A 15,140-nucleotide genomic window follows, 5' to 3' on the forward strand; every position below is an offset into this window, starting at 1 on the left:
TTTTACCTGAACTTTGGAATGGATTTATTTAAAACGAATAACCAACTCGTGCATATTATTCGCAACATCTTGCAATGCTCGAATGCTATCACTTGATTGACCGGACTTTTCAGAACTTTGCACTGATAAATCAGAGATACGTACCACCTGACGATTAATGTCTTCTGACACTTGAGCTTGCTCCTCAACCGCTGCGGACATTTGCATCGCCATTTCCGAAATTTGAGACACACCCTGAACAATGCTACCGAAAGCACTCTCCATCTCCATGATTTTTTCTAAACCTTGTGAAGCATCTTGTTTACCTTGACTAGCAATGGCAACGGAATTTTGCGCACCACTTCGCAAGGTTTCAATAATATGATGAATGTCTTTAGTGGAATCTTGAGTTCTTTGTGCCAATTGACGTACTTCGTCTGCCACGACAGCAAAGCCTCGACCATGCTCTCCTGCTCGTGCCGCCTCAATGGCCGCATTCAAAGCGAGTAAATTGGTCTGCTCAGCAATTTGATCTATCATTTGCGCCACTTGCGCAATCTGCTCTGAGCGATCGGCCAATTCTTGTACAGTCGCACCGATGTTGTTGACAGTATCGCTTAATTGATGAATTGACTGACGTGTCTCTTCTACAATTTTCTGTCCACTTTCAGCCGACTTAGAAGAAGATTTTGCACTGTCTGCCGTCATTTGAACATGTTGAGCAACATCGTTAATGGTGGTTGTCATTTCCTGCATTGCCGCGGCAACATCTTGAGTCTCATGTTGCTGGCTTACCATACCTTTTGTTGTTTCCATGGTAAGGGCGAGACCTATTTTGGATTGCTCTGAAACCTTTAGCGACTCATCTTCGAAACGAGTTAACACCGCATCCATACGAGACAATAAACTCTTCACACCAACATCCAAAACAGCAATATCAATTGATTTATCAGAATAGGTAATCCCGGCCAAAGGATGTAAAAAAGAAGTCGACAACCTCTCTCTTAGCGTTGTTCTCATCGTGGAGTTATCGAACCACAACAGACCATTAAACAATACGCTGCCAGCAGCTAAAGCACCAACCCCATAAAGCATGTCAACACTAGCAGCCACACTGGCGGCAACAACACTAACGGCAGGAAGTAATATTTTCCATGACATAAAAGTACGCGAAAATACGTTTTGCCCTTTCGAAATTTTTCGATAGATTTTCTCGGCACGCTCGACATCCTGTCTTTTTGGCACGGTTCTTACAGATTCATAACCCACCACATTTCCGGCTTCCGTGACGGGTGTCACATAGGCATCTACCCAATAAAAATCGCCGTTTTTACAACGATTTTTCACTAACCCCATCCAAGCTTTACCTTGCTTTAAAGTTTCCCACATAACCTGAAAAGCTTCTTTTGGCATATCTGGGTGGCGCACGATATTATGAGGACTTCCTATCAATTCACTTTTATCAAAACCACTAATTTTTACAAATGCATCATTGCAATGAAGGATTGTTCCCTTTAAATCCGTTGTAGATATTAGCTTCTCATTCTCATCAAACGTTTTTTCTTGCTTTGTTATTGGCATGTTTTGACGCATAAAGCAGCTATCCTTTAGACATTAAGTAGAGATAGTAACTTTCTAGATATTAAGAAAGTTACTAAACAATTTGGAACTGTCTCACTGCGTAATTGATCTTAACTACATAACTGACCTAAACAGTGTATTAGAGATTACTTTAGTAAGGTTCTGTTTAACCAGCGAGTAAAAATAGGTAAGAAATATGTAGGTATTTGTAAAGCACCAGCCAAAGGTAAAAAAGCAGGCCCCAACAAAGCACCAGCAATACTATAAGTCAGCAATACATTGCGGTTTCCCGAAGTAATCGCGGCAGTCAGCGCAATCGCTTTACCTTTCTTATAATAAAAAACAAAGGAGAAGATAAAAAATAGAAAACAAAGTCCCGTCGCTATTAGAAAATAATTCAATGCCATTATTGAATCTTGATTAAATAACAACCGAAAACTGCCCACTAATCCAAAAGGAAAAGCAAACACCAATAAAATGGTATAAGGCGAGATTTTAATTAGAAATCGACTTAATATTTCTTCTGGAAAAAAGCGATGAGCTAAAAATGAAAACAACATTGGGCCAAATATAAAAATGACCAAACGCATTAAATAACTCCCCCAATCCAGCTCAACTTGTTTAGTTTGAAAAACAATCAGTGTAATAAAAATAGATATCGGCAAAACTAATGTCGTTGCAATAGTCATCGCCATAGCTTGTAAGCTATCGAAACCGAGTGCTCGAACTATGGCAGGTGTAGCAAACAATGACCCAGTTGCCGCTACAGCGACAGCGGCAAGTAAAAGGTCTGACTCAAATGATAACCACCAGCCAATAGCTCCCACCCCAGCCATAAAGACAAGCGAGTGCAAAACAGAATAAAACCATACCTCCTTGCTTCTTAATCGTTTAATTAATTCATGCTGCTTCATCCCCAATAAAGTCAGCGACATTAGAGCAAATAACACAATAGGCAAAAAAGGAAAAAAAGCGACCGAAACGGAAGGTAGTAAAAAGCCAAGCACAGCAAAAACAAACATGAAAGGAAGAGAATTTCGAACAAGGAACAACAACATGGGAAAAACACCTTAATAGGCGGCCCATTCATAAAACAACTGTCAATTAACTAATTATTTTTTAGAGCCGCAATAAATTTTATTATTTTCAGGCAATTCAGCAAGCTCCACCACCCAATCAGCACGAGCCTTATCAAAAGCCGCTCGAAGTGCTTTTAACTCTCTGCTAGGTGCAATAGAAACTTCTTTTTCATCATTGTCCTGGCGAGAGGAAGGAAATGGTATCAGATTATTCTTCATAAATTATCTCTATCAAAGCATTGTCTGGATATTTATCGACACTCTATGGATAATCTTTAAGAAACGCAACGATCGAGCAGATGGAACCCTTATGAAGTTTTTAATATCACCGGCAAAAACACTCGACTTAACCTCTACTCCTAGTATTGATAGGTTCAGCCAACCTGAACTATTAAACGAATCTAAAGAGCTTATCGACACAATACAACCCTATTCACCAGCGGATATCGCCTCTCTAATGAAGCTGAGCGATAAACTAGCAACACTTAATGTCTCACGCTACCAAGAGTGGCAAAAAGAACACACACAAGCTAACAGCCGCCCAGCAGTTTATACCTTCATGGGCGATGTATACACAGGGTTAGATGCTTATTCGTTAAGTGAAAGCGATATGATGTACGCTCAAAAATCTTTACGTATTCTAAGCGGCTTGTACGGAATATTAAAACCGTTGGACTTAATGCAAGCCTATCGCCTCGAAATGGGTACCAGCCTTAAGAACGATAGAGGAACAAACCTGTATCAGTTTTGGGGAGACATCATAGTTAACAAGATTAACGAATCTCTTGAGGAAGGGGAATTACTGGTCAATTTAGCGTCTAACGAATATTTCAAAGCCGTTAACAAGAAAAAACTAACCTCACCATTAATCACACCAAATTTCCTTGACGAGAAAAATGGCCAATTCAAAGTCATCAGTTTTTATGCCAAAAAAGCACGTGGCTTGATGGCGCGATATCTCATTGAAAATCGCTGCGAAACACTAGAAGAACTTAAGTCCTTTAATCTTGCGGGTTATCGCTATGATCCAACCCAGTCTAAGGAAGACAGCCCTGTGTTTATCCGCCCGGAAAGCGCACAACCAAGTAAGTAATACAACGCTAGAAGGCGCCTCGGGCGCTTTCTAACTTATTGGTTTTTCCTCCCTATGGTCACCCGATCATTACCACCTAAGTCCTGAAAACTTTCAACAGCAACAAATCCTGATGCAGTCAAACATTGTCGAACGGCTGCCGCCTGATCATAGCCATGTTCAAACATCAGATAGGCATTGTGGCGCATATACTTAGGGGCCATTCGAGCTATGTGCTCGATATCCGCCATACCGTGATTTTCGGCCACCAAGGCACTTTTGGGTTCAAAACGAACATCCCCTTGAGACAAATGTTTATCCTCAGGATCAATATAGGGTGGGTTCGAGACGATTAAATCAAATAACTCATCCGCTTCTAGAGCCTCAAACCAGCTACTCTGCTGAAAAGTCACATTATTAATCTGATTACGTTTTGCATTACGACGAGCCAAAACCACAGCGTCTTTCACCAAGTCGACACCCACCACATGGGCGCTAGGTAACTCAGCCGCCAATGACAAGGCGATTGCCCCCGTCCCAGTACCAAGATCCAAAATACGATGTGTCTCACAGACACCCAGCTGTGATAAAGCCACTTCCACCAGCCTTTCTGTATCTGCACGGGGAATCAAAGTACACGGCGCCACTTCTAAGTCCAAGCTCCAAAAAGCCTGTTGCCCAAGCAAATAAGCTACGGGCTCCCCTCTCTCTCTGCGAGCCAACAAACGATCAAACTGCGCTCTATCTGTCTCGCATACGTCTTTATCTGGCCAAGTGTAAAAATAAGCCGTAGATACATTGAGAACGTGAGCCAGTAGAAGCTGGGCATCCAGCTGCGCTGTGTCCGACATAGAAGAAAGGCGCTGAGAAGCGCCTTTCAGTAGTTCATCAATTTGCATAGATGATAATTACCTCAAAGATTAATTATCGCCACTCAGCGCAGCAAGCTGCTCTGCTTGGAATTCATTGACTAGAGGATTGATCAACACATCCAAATCACCCGCGACAATTTCATCTAATTTGTACAAAGTTAAATTGATACGGTGATCAGTCACACGGCCTTGTGGGTAATTGTAAGTACGGATACGCTCTGAGCGATCACCACTACCAACCAAAGACTTACGCGTTTCAGATTGTTCGCTAGCGGCTTTTTCTTGCTCAGCCGCTTGTAAGCGTGAAGCAAGTAATGACATAGCTTTAGCACGGTTTTTATGCTGAGAACGTTCTTCCTGACATTCCACCACTACACCGGTTGGAATGTGTGTTAAACGAATAGCCGAATCGGTTTTGTTTACGTGCTGACCACCAGCGCCAGAGGCCCGGAAAGTATCAATTCGTAAATCGGCTTTATTAATTATGATATCGTCAACTTCATCCATTTCAGGCATCACGGCCACAGTACACGCCGATGTATGAATTCGCCCCTGAGACTCTGTAGCAGGAACACGTTGGACTCGATGCGCTCCTGATTCAAATTTCAGTTTAGAATACGCACCATCACCAACGATACGAGCGATAACCTCTTTATAGCCACCATGCTCGCCATCACTTGCACTAATGATTTCAACTTTCCAGCGCTGCGTTTCTGCATAACGCGAATACATACGAAATAAATCACCGGAAAATATAGACGCTTCATCTCCGCCTGTTCCGGCACGCACTTCTAAAAATACGTTTTTAGAATCATTCGGATCTTTAGGCAAAAGAAGCTTTTGCAGTACTAACTGCAACTCCTCTTTTTGTGCTTGGCCTGATTTATACTCTTCAACGCCCATTTCTTTAATATCTGGGTCTGAATCTGTCATCATCAGCTCAGCTTCAGCGATGTTTTCATCAATTTGCTGAAATTCATTAAAACATTTAACAACCGGCTCAAGCTCGGCGTATTCTTTCGAATAGGCGCGGAATAAATCCTGATCCATGATCACTTCAGCCACACCCAATAGAGCAGCTAACTCGTCATAACGGTCAGATAAACTTTCTAACTTTAACTTTATGGATTCTTTCATTTTTTAATTATCTTTTTCTTCGTAAATGCCCAATACGTTTGAGGCAATGATTAATGCGTCTTGATCAGCGCCAGCCCCAGCGTCACGTAAATAACGGGTGGGAGAGTGAATGAGCTTATTCATTAAACTATGAGCAAGTTTGTTAACCACTTGCTCTGGAGACTGCCCCATTTCAAGCCCTTTAAGTGCTTTTTCCAGTTCAGTATTTTTTATCGTTTCAGCGGATTTTCTAAAAGTTACTATCAGATCCGACACTTTCCTAGACTCAACGACTCGCCGATAGGAATCAATGCCTTCCTCAATCATCTGCTCGGCCGCTTTCGCTGCATCTTGCCTTGCCCGAACGTTTTCTTCAATCACTGAGTGAAGATCGTCAACGGTATAAAGGTAAGCATCGTTCACATCTTCCACTTCTGGCTCAATATCCCGAGGCACAGCAATATCAATTAGCAACATGGGAGAATGGCGGCGTTGCGACGTCGCTCGCTCAACCATGCCTTTACCAATAATCGGCAATTGGCTAGCGGTAGATGAAATCACAATATCGGCTTGCGATAAGTAATCGCCAATGTCGCCCAACATAATGGCTTCAGCATTTAACTCATCGGCCAGAATTTGTGCTCGTGCTAACGTTCTATTAGCAACAATTATTCGTTTCACCCCCTGCTCTTTCAGGTGTCTTGCCACTAACTCAATGGTTTGCCCAGCCCCAATTAACAACGCGGTACTTTTACGAATATCAGCAAAAATCCTCTGCGCTAAACTAACCGCAGCAAAAGCAATTGAAACAGGATTTTCACCGATAGCGGTGTCGGTACGTACTCGCTTGGCAACTGAGAAAGTACGCTGAAATAAAGATTCTAACTCCGGGCCAATGCAAGAGCCTTCCTGCGATACGGCATAAGCAGACTTGACCTGTCCAAGAATTTGCGGCTCACCCAAAATCAGAGAGTCTAGACCGGATGCCACGCGCATAATATGACGAACACTGTCATCGTCGGCATGCATATAACAATACTGCTGCAACTCTTGCAAATCGATACCATGATAGTCACCTAACCAAGCTATGACCTTATCTACATTACTAAGATCTTCCACAGAACAATAAAGCTCCGTGCGATTGCAGGTAGACACAATAACAGCCTCATTCGCTTTTTTCTCAGAAAGCAAGGAGGACAAGGCGTCTATCATTTTCTCTGGCGCAAAAGCAACACGCTCACGTATCGAAACTGGCGCTGTTTTATGATTTACACCTACAGTAATTAGCGGCATTCAGGACTCTTCTCAAAGATCGAGATTTAAGGTAATGACAGGAGCAGTGACTGCCCTAACATGACTCTTTACATAAAGGAGACACATTATACGAGAAATTCGCTTTTTTTCGCACCCCAAATGATCAATAAAAGTAATAGGATTAATTTATAGTTATGACTGACATAAAGAGCTGCTAGCGATACCATAAGAGCTATATGAATTTTACATCGAGAAATTATATGCCTGTTGTTTTAGGCGCGTTATTCAAAACAAGTACACGGAGATACCATTTCAATGGTGTTTTTGTTCTTATTATATTTCTGTGCTTACCCTTTATAAATGGCTGCGCTCGCGATGAGACACAGCCAAATGTCAATGCCCCTCATATAAGCAAAGAAGCACCACCGGCTGATATATTATCCAGTAACACAGACATAGAAGCCCTACTCAACGCTGAGTTCATTCTACAAAGAGAAGGGCCAAATAAAGCATTCACTCCCTTTTATGAACTTGCAAGCGAATCTGGCGACATAAAACTAATAGAGCGACTAACACATATTGCTGTCGTTTCTCAAAACCCTATTTTCATCGAAAGAAGTACAAATTTGTGGCTTTCCTCCGACCCGACATCAGAAACAGCCTATTCATTAAAATTACAAGTCCTTCTCAAAGATAACCGAACTGAAGAAGTAACCACTCTGCTTACTAATGCCACTCGACATAAAGTATCACTACGATTTCTTCCGCTTTACCTAGAAGACCACGTGCGTGACGCAGAGCAAATCAACAGCCTAGATAAGGCCATCGCGGCATTACCGGCTGAATCACAAAAAAATCAGTTTGTGCAATTAAGCAAAGCACACCTTCTATTACTTGCAGGAAAATACCAGCAAGCGATCAACACAGCCGAACAACTATTAGCACAGGACAATAGCGAAAAAACTGAAACGCTCTATTTGATTTTAGCCTTTAGTCAAAAAAATCATGGGGACTTAAATAATGCTATTAGAACCCTACAATCGGCGGCTATTAAATTCCCTAATAACACTAGAATACTAACTCCTCTTGTTGATTTTTTGGTTGAAAACAAACAATCAAAATCGGCTAGTGACCTTTTTCAAACTACGCATTTAGAAACGCCAGAAAAGCTACAAGTCGGTATAAACCTAATGCGGGCTTTGATTGAACATGAGGAACCAAAGTTAGCATTATCCGTTGCAGATAGCCTTCCCAAAGATCAGCTCGGACTATCTAACCAAATTAATTATTTAACAGCTATAGCTCTTGCAAAACAGAACAAAATGACACAGGCCATTGGTCTAATGAAAAGCGTTGATGGGGCCTTGCAAATTAATGCCATTAACCAAGTTGCTCTATGGCTTTATGAGGATGGCAAAGAAAGTGATATCAACAATATGGTTTTGCAATATTCTCAACGTGAAAATATACCTGAACAAGTAGACAACATCAGCCGCCTTCACGAAGAAAAAGGACGTATTGATTTATCATATGATTTAATAAATCATGCTCTTATTTCTCACCCTAATTCAGATACGCTTCGCTATCGAAAAGCTCTTACCGCGGAGCAACTAGGAGACTGGGACGTCACCGAGACGGAATTAAAATACCTGTTAGAGAAGGATCCTGAAAATCCACAATACCTTAATGCCTTAGGCTACACTTTGTTAGTTCGAACCACTCGTATCAATGAAGCCATGGGCTATATAGAATCAGCTTATGAAAAAGCCAGTAGCGACCCTGCAATTATAGACAGCCTCGGCTGGGGATTTTTTCTAAAAGGCGAATTTGAGCAATCTTCTTATTATTTAAAAAAGGCTTGGTCTCTTTTACCTGACGCTGAAATTGCTGCCCATTACGGAGAATCTCTCTGGAAGCAGCGTCATTACAATGAGGCTATTGAAATATGGAAAACGGCATTAAAAACGTCCCCCAGAAATCACCTACTACTTGATACTATTCAAAGACTGTCGCCGTCGTTACTCGAAGAACAAAAACAGGACAACTCACCATGACTTATCGCACTCTTTACATTCTTGCTTTTACAGCGCTCATTAGTGCCTGCAGCTCAAGACCGACAGGACCCACAACACCGCCCCCGGAGAGCGTTGATGCAATTACAAAATGGGAAACCTCTGGCAGAGTGGGTATACGAACTAAAAATGATGCCATTTCTGGCAACTTTAATTGGCAAAAAGACCCAACCACTTTTGCGTTAAATATTGTGGGCCCTTTTGGCCAAGGGGCGACCAACCTCAACCAGTCGGCTAATGGGACAGTGACATTATCTTATGAAGATAAAGTCATTACAGGCAACGACCCAGCGTCTTTGTTACAGCAAGAGTTAGGTTGGGAGTTTCCAGTAAATCAAGTCACCTATTGGATCAGAGGACTCGCCGCTCCGACTTCAATGGCAAAAGTAACCAAAGATCCAAAAAACCAACTTCCTGAAAAAATAGAACAAGATGGCTGGACGATTAGCTACCGTAATTTCACCAAAGTAGATGGTTTATCACTACCACAAAAGATGCAGGTATCTAACCCTCCATTTAGGGTCAATCTCATTATTAATCAATGGACAATTCAGTAAGCAACATGCAACTACCTTCTCCAGCAAAATTAAATTTATTTTTACACATTACAGGACAACGTGAAGACGGCTATCACGAGCTGCAAACTTTGTTTCAGTTTATTGATTTATGCGACACACTGGACTTCACAGTGACTCACGATAATCGGGTCACCATTTCACCGGTTATTGAACAGTTACCTACTGAAGACAACCTCATTTATAAAGCGGCAAACCTACTAACGCCTTTCAAAAAAAATCCGGCTCTAGGTGTTGATATTGTTCTCACAAAACAATTACCTATGGGTGGTGGTATTGGTGGCGGTAGCTCCAATGCAGCCACTACACTATTGGCTTTAAACGTACTTTGGGAGTGTCACCTTTCATTAGAAAAGCTTGCCGACTTGGGGGTAAAATTAGGTGCCGATATTCCTGTTTTTGTCATGGGGTTTGCCGCCTTTGCGGAAGGGGTTGGAGAGAAGCTGCAAAAAGTCGAGTTAGACACCCCCTATTTTTTGCTTATCAAGCCCAATTGCCATGTCTCAACTGGTCAAATTTTTACCGATAAATATTTGACAAGAGACACCCCTCCCCTCAGAATATCGCACGCCTTGAAGCTGGGTGGCCATAATGATTGCTTAGAAGTGGTGAGAAAGCACAATCCTGAGGTAAATGAAGCGTATTTATGGTTGAAAAATCATGGGGATGCAAAGCTTACAGGAACTGGCGCTTGTCTATTTTTAGCCTTCGATAATTTGCATGACGCTGAGCGAGTAAGATCGTCTACACCGACAAAATGGCAAAGTTGGGTTTGCCGCGGCTGTAACACTTCTCCAACACATGCTGCGCTGAACCAGTGGATTGAGCAAAATAGAGGTTAGTGCCCCAAAAGCATTTGCACTATCTCAGCCAGTCTATTTTCATTGCTACAAAATACAAAGGGTATACACAGTGTCCAAGTTGATGGTTTTTACCGGTAATGCAAACCCTGAACTCGCTCGCAGGGTGGTTCGCCGCCTAGGGCTACCTATCGGAAACGCAACCGTTGGTAAGTTCAGTGATGGAGAGATTACGGTCGAGATCAATGAAAACGTACGTGGTAAAGACGTTTTCATTATCCAATCTACATGCGCACCTAGTAACGACAACTTGATGGAACTTATTGTCATGGCCGATGCATTACGCCGTGCTTCTGCCACTCGAGTCACCGCTGTTATCCCATACTTTGGATACGCCCGCCAAGATCGCCGAGTGCGTTCTGCTCGTGTTCCAATTACAGCAAAAGTGGTTGCTGATATGATTTCCGCAGTAGGTATTAACCGTGTGCTAACTGTTGACCTTCATGCAGACCAAATCCAAGGCTTCTTTGATATACCGGTTGATAACGTATACGCAACGCCTTTACTGCTTGACGATTTACAACGCCAAGGTCACGAGAACATTGCCGTAGTTTCTCCAGATGTTGGTGGTGTTGTTCGAGCTCGTGCTTTTGCGAAATTACTCGATGATGCGGACTTAGCCATCATCGATAAACGCCGCCCACGTGCTAATGAAGCACAAATCATGCATTTGATTGGCGATGTCGAAGGCAAAACATGTGTTTTAGTCGATGACATGTGTGATACCGGCGGTACGCTTTGCGCTGCAGCAAAAGCGCTAAAAGAACACGGCGCAGCAAAAGTATTAGCTTACTGCACGCACCCAGTTCTATCTGGCAAAGCGATCGAAAATATTAAAAATTCCGTGCTTGATGAGTTGGTCGTGACTGATACCATCCCATTGACACAAGAGGCGCTTAACTGCCCTCAAATACGCCAATTGTCGATGTCCGACATTATGGCTGAGACTGTTCGTCGTGTATGCAACGAAGAGTCTATCAGTGCCATGTTTGGGGCCTAAGCCAAACATTTACGCTCGGAACGGGTCGCAGTTCTGGGCACAAACTTATTAATTATTAGGAAAATATCATGTCATTATCTATTAATGCCGTTGCACGTACTCAAGAAGGTAAAGGTGCGAGCCGCCGCCTTCGTAACGAAGGCCTAGTGCCTGCTGTTATCTATGGTGGTGAAGCTGCTCCTGCATCTATTGCTTTCAAAGACAACGAACTACTTAAAGCCGTTGGAACTCCAGGCTTCTTAACTGGTCTAGTTGAAGTATCTGTTGACGGCAAAGCAGAACAAGTTCTTGTTAAAGCATTACAACGCCACCCAGCTACTGGTGATGTTATGCACATGGACCTTCAGCGTGTTCAAGCAGACAAAAAAATCACAACGCGTGTTCCTTTAAACTTCATTAACGCTGCACAAAGTGAAGGTGTTAAGAGCCAAGGTGGTCGTTTGACTGTCGAGTCTAAATTAGCTGAAGTTCGCTGCTTACCAGCAAACCTTCCTGAAGTATTGACAGTAGACGTTATCAAGGGTCAACTTGATCAAATCTTCCACTTGTCAGATGTTGCTCTTCCTGAAGGCGTAGAATTGGTTTCTTTGTTGAAAGGCGAAGATCACGACCAACCTATCGCTCGTATCGGTAAGTCTAAACGTTAAGATTATTGAAGGCAGTATTGTGGCAGGTTTCAAATTATTAGTCGGCTTGGGCAACCCAGGCAACGAATACGAGAATACTCGCCACAATGCAGGCGCTCAATGGATTGAGGCATTGGCTCGTCAGAGCCAATGCTCTCTTCGTTTAGAAAAAAAGTTTTTCGGCCAATTTGGTAAAGTTTATATAGCTGGTGAAGAGTGCTATCTACTTATTCCCACCACCTATATGAATTTAAGTGGCAAAGCGGTTCAAGCCGTGTGTCAGTTTTATAAAATCCCTCCAGAAGAAATCCTTGTGGTTCACGATGAATTAGATATCCCACCAGGTACCGTCAAATTAAAACAAGGCGGTGGGCATGGTGGTCACAACGGATTAAAAGACATTATTTCCAAGCTGGCGAACAACAGAGAATTTGGTCGTCTCAGAATAGGTATTGGACACCCTGGTCATGCAAGCCAAGTGGCCAATTACGTTCTGAAAAAAGCATCGCCAGACGACTATACAAAGATAGAACAAACAATCGACGAATCATTGCGCTATGTAGATGATATTGTGCGCGGCAACCTAAATGCTGTGATGAATCAACTACACAGCTTCAAAGCATAACCACTTAACTACTAGGAATCTCACTATGGGTTTTAATTGCGGCATCGTTGGGTTACCTAACGTTGGTAAATCTACTCTATTCAATGCATTAACCAAAGCCGGCATTGGCGCAGAAAACTTTCCATTCTGCACTATTGAGCCAAATGCTGGCGTTGTTGCCATGCCAGACCCACGTCTGGATGCCCTAGCTGAAATAGTGAAACCTGAGCGTGTTCTTGCGACGACAATGGAATTTGTTGATATTGCAGGTTTGGTAGAGGGTGCATCAAAAGGTGAAGGTCTTGGTAACAAATTTTTAGCTAATATTCGCGAAACCGATGCGATTGCTCACGTCGTGCGATGCTTTGAAGACGAAAACGTTATCCACGTTTCTAACCACGTCAATCCAAAGCTAGACATTGAAGTGATCAACCTAGAACTGATCTTTGCGGATATCGAGTCCATCGACAAACAAATTTTCCGTACAGCGAAAAACGCCAAAAGTGGCAATAAAGACGCCATCGCTCACAAAGCGTTTCTAGAAAGCATCAAAGCTCACCTAGAAGATGGACTACCCGTACGCTCTATGACAATGACAGACGAGCAGAAAAAAGAAGTCCGCTCTTTACACCTTCTAACGACAAAACCAACCATGTACATCGCTAACGTCGCCGAAGATGGCTTCGAAAACAATCCGTACTTAGACCAAGTTAAAGAAATCGCGGAAGCTGAAGGTGCAATGGTGGTTCCTATCTGCAATCAGCTTGAAGCCGAAATTTCTGAACTAGACACTGAAGAGATGCAAGAATTTCTAGACGAAATGGGGATGGAGGAACCAGGACTGGATCGAGTCATCCGTGCAGGATATGAACTCCTAGGCCTTCAGACCTACTTTACAGCAGGTGTAAAAGAAGTTCGAGCATGGACGGTCAAACAAGGCGCAACCGGCCCACAGGCCGCTGGTGTGATCCATACGGACTTTGAAAAAGGTTTCATTCGTGCTGAGGTTATCAGTTATGACGATTTCATCCAATATAAAGGTGAGAGCGGGGCTAAAGAAGCGGGCAAATGGCGCCTTGAAGGTAAAGATTACATCGTAAAAGACGGCGATGTGATGCATTTCCGTTTTAATGTTTAATAGATAATAAAACATTTTAAGAAAAACACTTGACCCATTAACAGGTTATATGAATAATATCGCGCCACAGAGGCAGTAGATCGATTTGCATAAACTGTTTTTGTATTAGTCTGTTGGGGTATAGCCAAGCGGTAAGGCAACGGGTTTTGATCCCGTCATGCGTAGGTTCGAATCCTGCTACCCCAGCCATACAGACGAACGGCTATGTAGCTCAGTTGGTTAGAGCACATCACTCATAATGATGGGGTCACTAGTTCGAATCTAGTCATAGCCACCACAATTCGATATTGGGGTATAGCCAAGCGGTAAGGCAACGGGTTTTGATCCCGTCATGCGTTGGTTCGAATCCAGCTACCCCAGCCATCGATGAATATGTCAGTAAATACAGTTAAGGCTATGTAGCTCAGTTGGTTAGAGCACATCACTCATAATGATGGGGTCACTAGTTCGAATCTAGTCATAGCCACCACAATTTGATATTGGGGTATAGCCAAGCGGTAAGGCAACGGGTTTTGATCCCGTCATGCGTTGGTTCGAATCCAGCTACCCCAGCCAAATTATATTGTAAATATTCATCACCACCCTCCATGAATTCTCCTTATTTCATTGGTTTTTAACTCTCTTCGACCTATAATGAGCAAAATCTGTCTTATTTGATATACGGGTATTCATTATGAAATCAGCACTTTTACTATCTACTGCCTTATTAGCCAGTGCCGCTCACGCAGATGTACTGGGATTAACCGCTGAAGCTGGATCTTATGCTTCAAACAGTGGCAATAGTGATTTAAACTCTTATTTTGGTGTTGCAATTGAACACCCAATCCCTTTGATTCCAAATTTTCGTTTGCAACATCAGTCAATGGAAAGTTCAAGCAACATCGACCTTTCTTTTAACGATTACACCCTCTACTACGAATTATTAGATGGACTCACCTTAGTAAACTTAGATGTAGGTGCAACATTTAGAAAAATTGATAATAACACCAGCATAGATGACACCTATCCATTATTATATGTGTCCGCTTTTTTAGATATTCCAGGTACCGCGTTATCCGTTGGCGGAGAAGTTAAGTCTGGCGGCGGTAGTGATGCAGACATTACCGACACAACTTTTAAAGTAAAATTCCAGCCACTTATATTTGCAGGGCTGGAACTTGGATACAGAACAGTAAACGAAGACTTTAAATCAAAAGGCAAAACTGAACCCAAAGGCGTATTCCTTGGAGCCTTTGTAGATTTCTAAACATGACTACCTATAAAAAAGTCCGCTGAGCAAATGGCTCAGCGGACTTTCTTGATTTCTTCATTG

15 protein-coding genes and 5 tRNA genes are annotated in these 15,140 nt (G+C 42.6%); 14 read left to right on the forward strand and 6 right to left on the reverse strand.

Going from position 1 to position 15,140, the window contains the following annotated elements; all coding sequences use genetic code 11:
- Positions 1 to 24 precede the first annotated feature (24 nt).
- From C0J08_RS17020 to C0J08_RS17030, 3 genes are all read right to left on the reverse strand, one after another.
- Positions 25 to 1,572 (reverse strand): methyl-accepting chemotaxis protein, encoded by a 1,548-nt coding sequence (locus C0J08_RS17020; RefSeq protein WP_212653108.1) that lies wholly within the window; start codon positions 1,570 to 1,572, stop codon positions 25 to 27.
- A gap of 134 nt (positions 1,573 to 1,706) precedes the next feature.
- Positions 1,707 to 2,618 (reverse strand): hypothetical protein, encoded by a 912-nt coding sequence (locus tag C0J08_RS17025; RefSeq protein ID WP_212653109.1) that lies wholly within the window; start codon positions 2,616 to 2,618, stop codon positions 1,707 to 1,709.
- 54 nt (positions 2,619 to 2,672) lie between these two features.
- Complete coding sequence (locus tag C0J08_RS17030; RefSeq protein WP_212653110.1) at positions 2,673 to 2,858, reverse strand: hypothetical protein; 186 nt, start codon at positions 2,856 to 2,858, stop codon at positions 2,673 to 2,675.
- Between the two features lie 91 nt (positions 2,859 to 2,949).
- Here C0J08_RS17030 and yaaA point away from each other — a divergent pair, with 91 nt between their 5' ends.
- Complete coding sequence (gene yaaA / locus C0J08_RS17035; protein ID WP_212653111.1) at positions 2,950 to 3,732, forward strand: peroxide stress protein YaaA; 783 nt, start codon at positions 2,950 to 2,952, stop codon at positions 3,730 to 3,732.
- 35 nt (positions 3,733 to 3,767) lie between these two features.
- On the opposite strand, the gene prmC is transcribed toward yaaA, so the two are convergent.
- The 3 genes from prmC to hemA are packed head-to-tail and all read right to left on the reverse strand — an operon-like array spanning position 3,768 to position 6,992.
- Complete coding sequence (prmC, locus tag C0J08_RS17040) at positions 3,768 to 4,610, reverse strand: peptide chain release factor N(5)-glutamine methyltransferase (protein WP_212653112.1); 843 nt, start codon at positions 4,608 to 4,610, stop codon at positions 3,768 to 3,770.
- Between the two features lie 21 nt (positions 4,611 to 4,631).
- A complete protein-coding gene (prfA, locus tag C0J08_RS17045) occupies positions 4,632 to 5,720 on the reverse strand; it encodes a peptide chain release factor 1 (RefSeq protein ID WP_212653113.1) in 1,089 nt (362 codons plus the stop codon).
- A gap of 3 nt (positions 5,721 to 5,723) precedes the next feature.
- On the reverse strand, positions 5,724 to 6,992 hold the full coding sequence (gene hemA, locus C0J08_RS17050) for a glutamyl-tRNA reductase (RefSeq protein ID WP_212653114.1): 1,269 nt from the start codon (positions 6,990 to 6,992) through the stop codon (positions 5,724 to 5,726).
- Between the two features lie 221 nt (positions 6,993 to 7,213).
- On the opposite strand from hemA, the gene C0J08_RS17055 reads away from it, so the two are divergent.
- The 13 genes from C0J08_RS17055 to C0J08_RS17115 all read left to right on the forward strand — a co-directional run bounded on the left by C0J08_RS17055 (position 7,214) and on the right by C0J08_RS17115 (position 15,074).
- Positions 7,214 to 9,007, forward strand: coding sequence for a tetratricopeptide repeat protein (locus C0J08_RS17055; RefSeq protein ID WP_249344356.1), 1,794 nt, complete (start codon positions 7,214 to 7,216; stop codon positions 9,005 to 9,007).
- Positions 9,004 to 9,582 (forward strand): lipoprotein insertase outer membrane protein LolB, encoded by a 579-nt coding sequence (gene lolB / locus C0J08_RS17060; RefSeq protein ID WP_212653116.1) that lies wholly within the window; start codon positions 9,004 to 9,006, stop codon positions 9,580 to 9,582. Before C0J08_RS17055 ends, lolB begins: the two co-directional genes overlap by 4 nt.
- On the forward strand, positions 9,567 to 10,442 hold the full coding sequence (gene ispE, locus C0J08_RS17065; protein ID WP_212653117.1) for a 4-(cytidine 5'-diphospho)-2-C-methyl-D-erythritol kinase: 876 nt from the start codon (positions 9,567 to 9,569) through the stop codon (positions 10,440 to 10,442). Before lolB ends, ispE begins: the two co-directional genes overlap by 16 nt.
- A 70-nt stretch (positions 10,443 to 10,512) precedes the next feature.
- A complete protein-coding gene (locus tag C0J08_RS17070; protein ID WP_212653118.1) occupies positions 10,513 to 11,460 on the forward strand; it encodes a ribose-phosphate diphosphokinase in 948 nt (315 codons plus the stop codon).
- Positions 11,461 to 11,528: 68 nt separating this feature from the next.
- The gene (locus C0J08_RS17075) at positions 11,529 to 12,107 is read left to right on the forward strand and encodes a 50S ribosomal protein L25/general stress protein Ctc (RefSeq protein WP_212653119.1); all 579 of its coding nucleotides are present in this window, start codon (positions 11,529 to 11,531) and stop codon (positions 12,105 to 12,107) included.
- 19 nt (positions 12,108 to 12,126) lie between these two features.
- Positions 12,127 to 12,711: an aminoacyl-tRNA hydrolase gene (gene pth / locus C0J08_RS17080; protein WP_212653120.1), complete on the forward strand. Its 585-nt coding sequence runs from the start codon at positions 12,127 to 12,129 to the stop codon at positions 12,709 to 12,711.
- Between the two features lie 25 nt (positions 12,712 to 12,736).
- Complete coding sequence (ychF, locus tag C0J08_RS17085; protein WP_212653121.1) at positions 12,737 to 13,828, forward strand: redox-regulated ATPase YchF; 1,092 nt, start codon at positions 12,737 to 12,739, stop codon at positions 13,826 to 13,828.
- Between the two features lie 114 nt (positions 13,829 to 13,942).
- Positions 13,943 to 14,017, forward strand: a tRNA-Gln gene (locus C0J08_RS17090).
- 11 nt (positions 14,018 to 14,028) lie between these two features.
- A tRNA-Met gene (locus tag C0J08_RS17095) sits at positions 14,029 to 14,105 on the forward strand.
- Between the two features lie 11 nt (positions 14,106 to 14,116).
- Positions 14,117 to 14,191: transfer RNA gene (locus C0J08_RS17100), tRNA-Gln, on the forward strand.
- Positions 14,192 to 14,220: 29 nt separating this feature from the next.
- Positions 14,221 to 14,297 (forward strand) — tRNA-Met (locus C0J08_RS17105).
- 11 nt (positions 14,298 to 14,308) lie between these two features.
- Positions 14,309 to 14,383, forward strand: a tRNA-Gln gene (locus C0J08_RS17110).
- A gap of 118 nt (positions 14,384 to 14,501) precedes the next feature.
- Positions 14,502 to 15,074 carry a TIGR04219 family outer membrane beta-barrel protein gene (locus C0J08_RS17115; RefSeq protein ID WP_212653122.1) on the forward strand — a complete coding sequence of 191 codons (573 nt, stop codon included), beginning with the start codon at positions 14,502 to 14,504 and terminating at the stop codon, positions 15,072 to 15,074.
- Positions 15,075 to 15,140: the final 66 nt, after the last annotated feature.

Source organism: Marinomonas sp. CT5, from assembly GCF_018336975.1.
Classification (GTDB): domain Bacteria; phylum Pseudomonadota; class Gammaproteobacteria; order Pseudomonadales; family Marinomonadaceae; genus Marinomonas.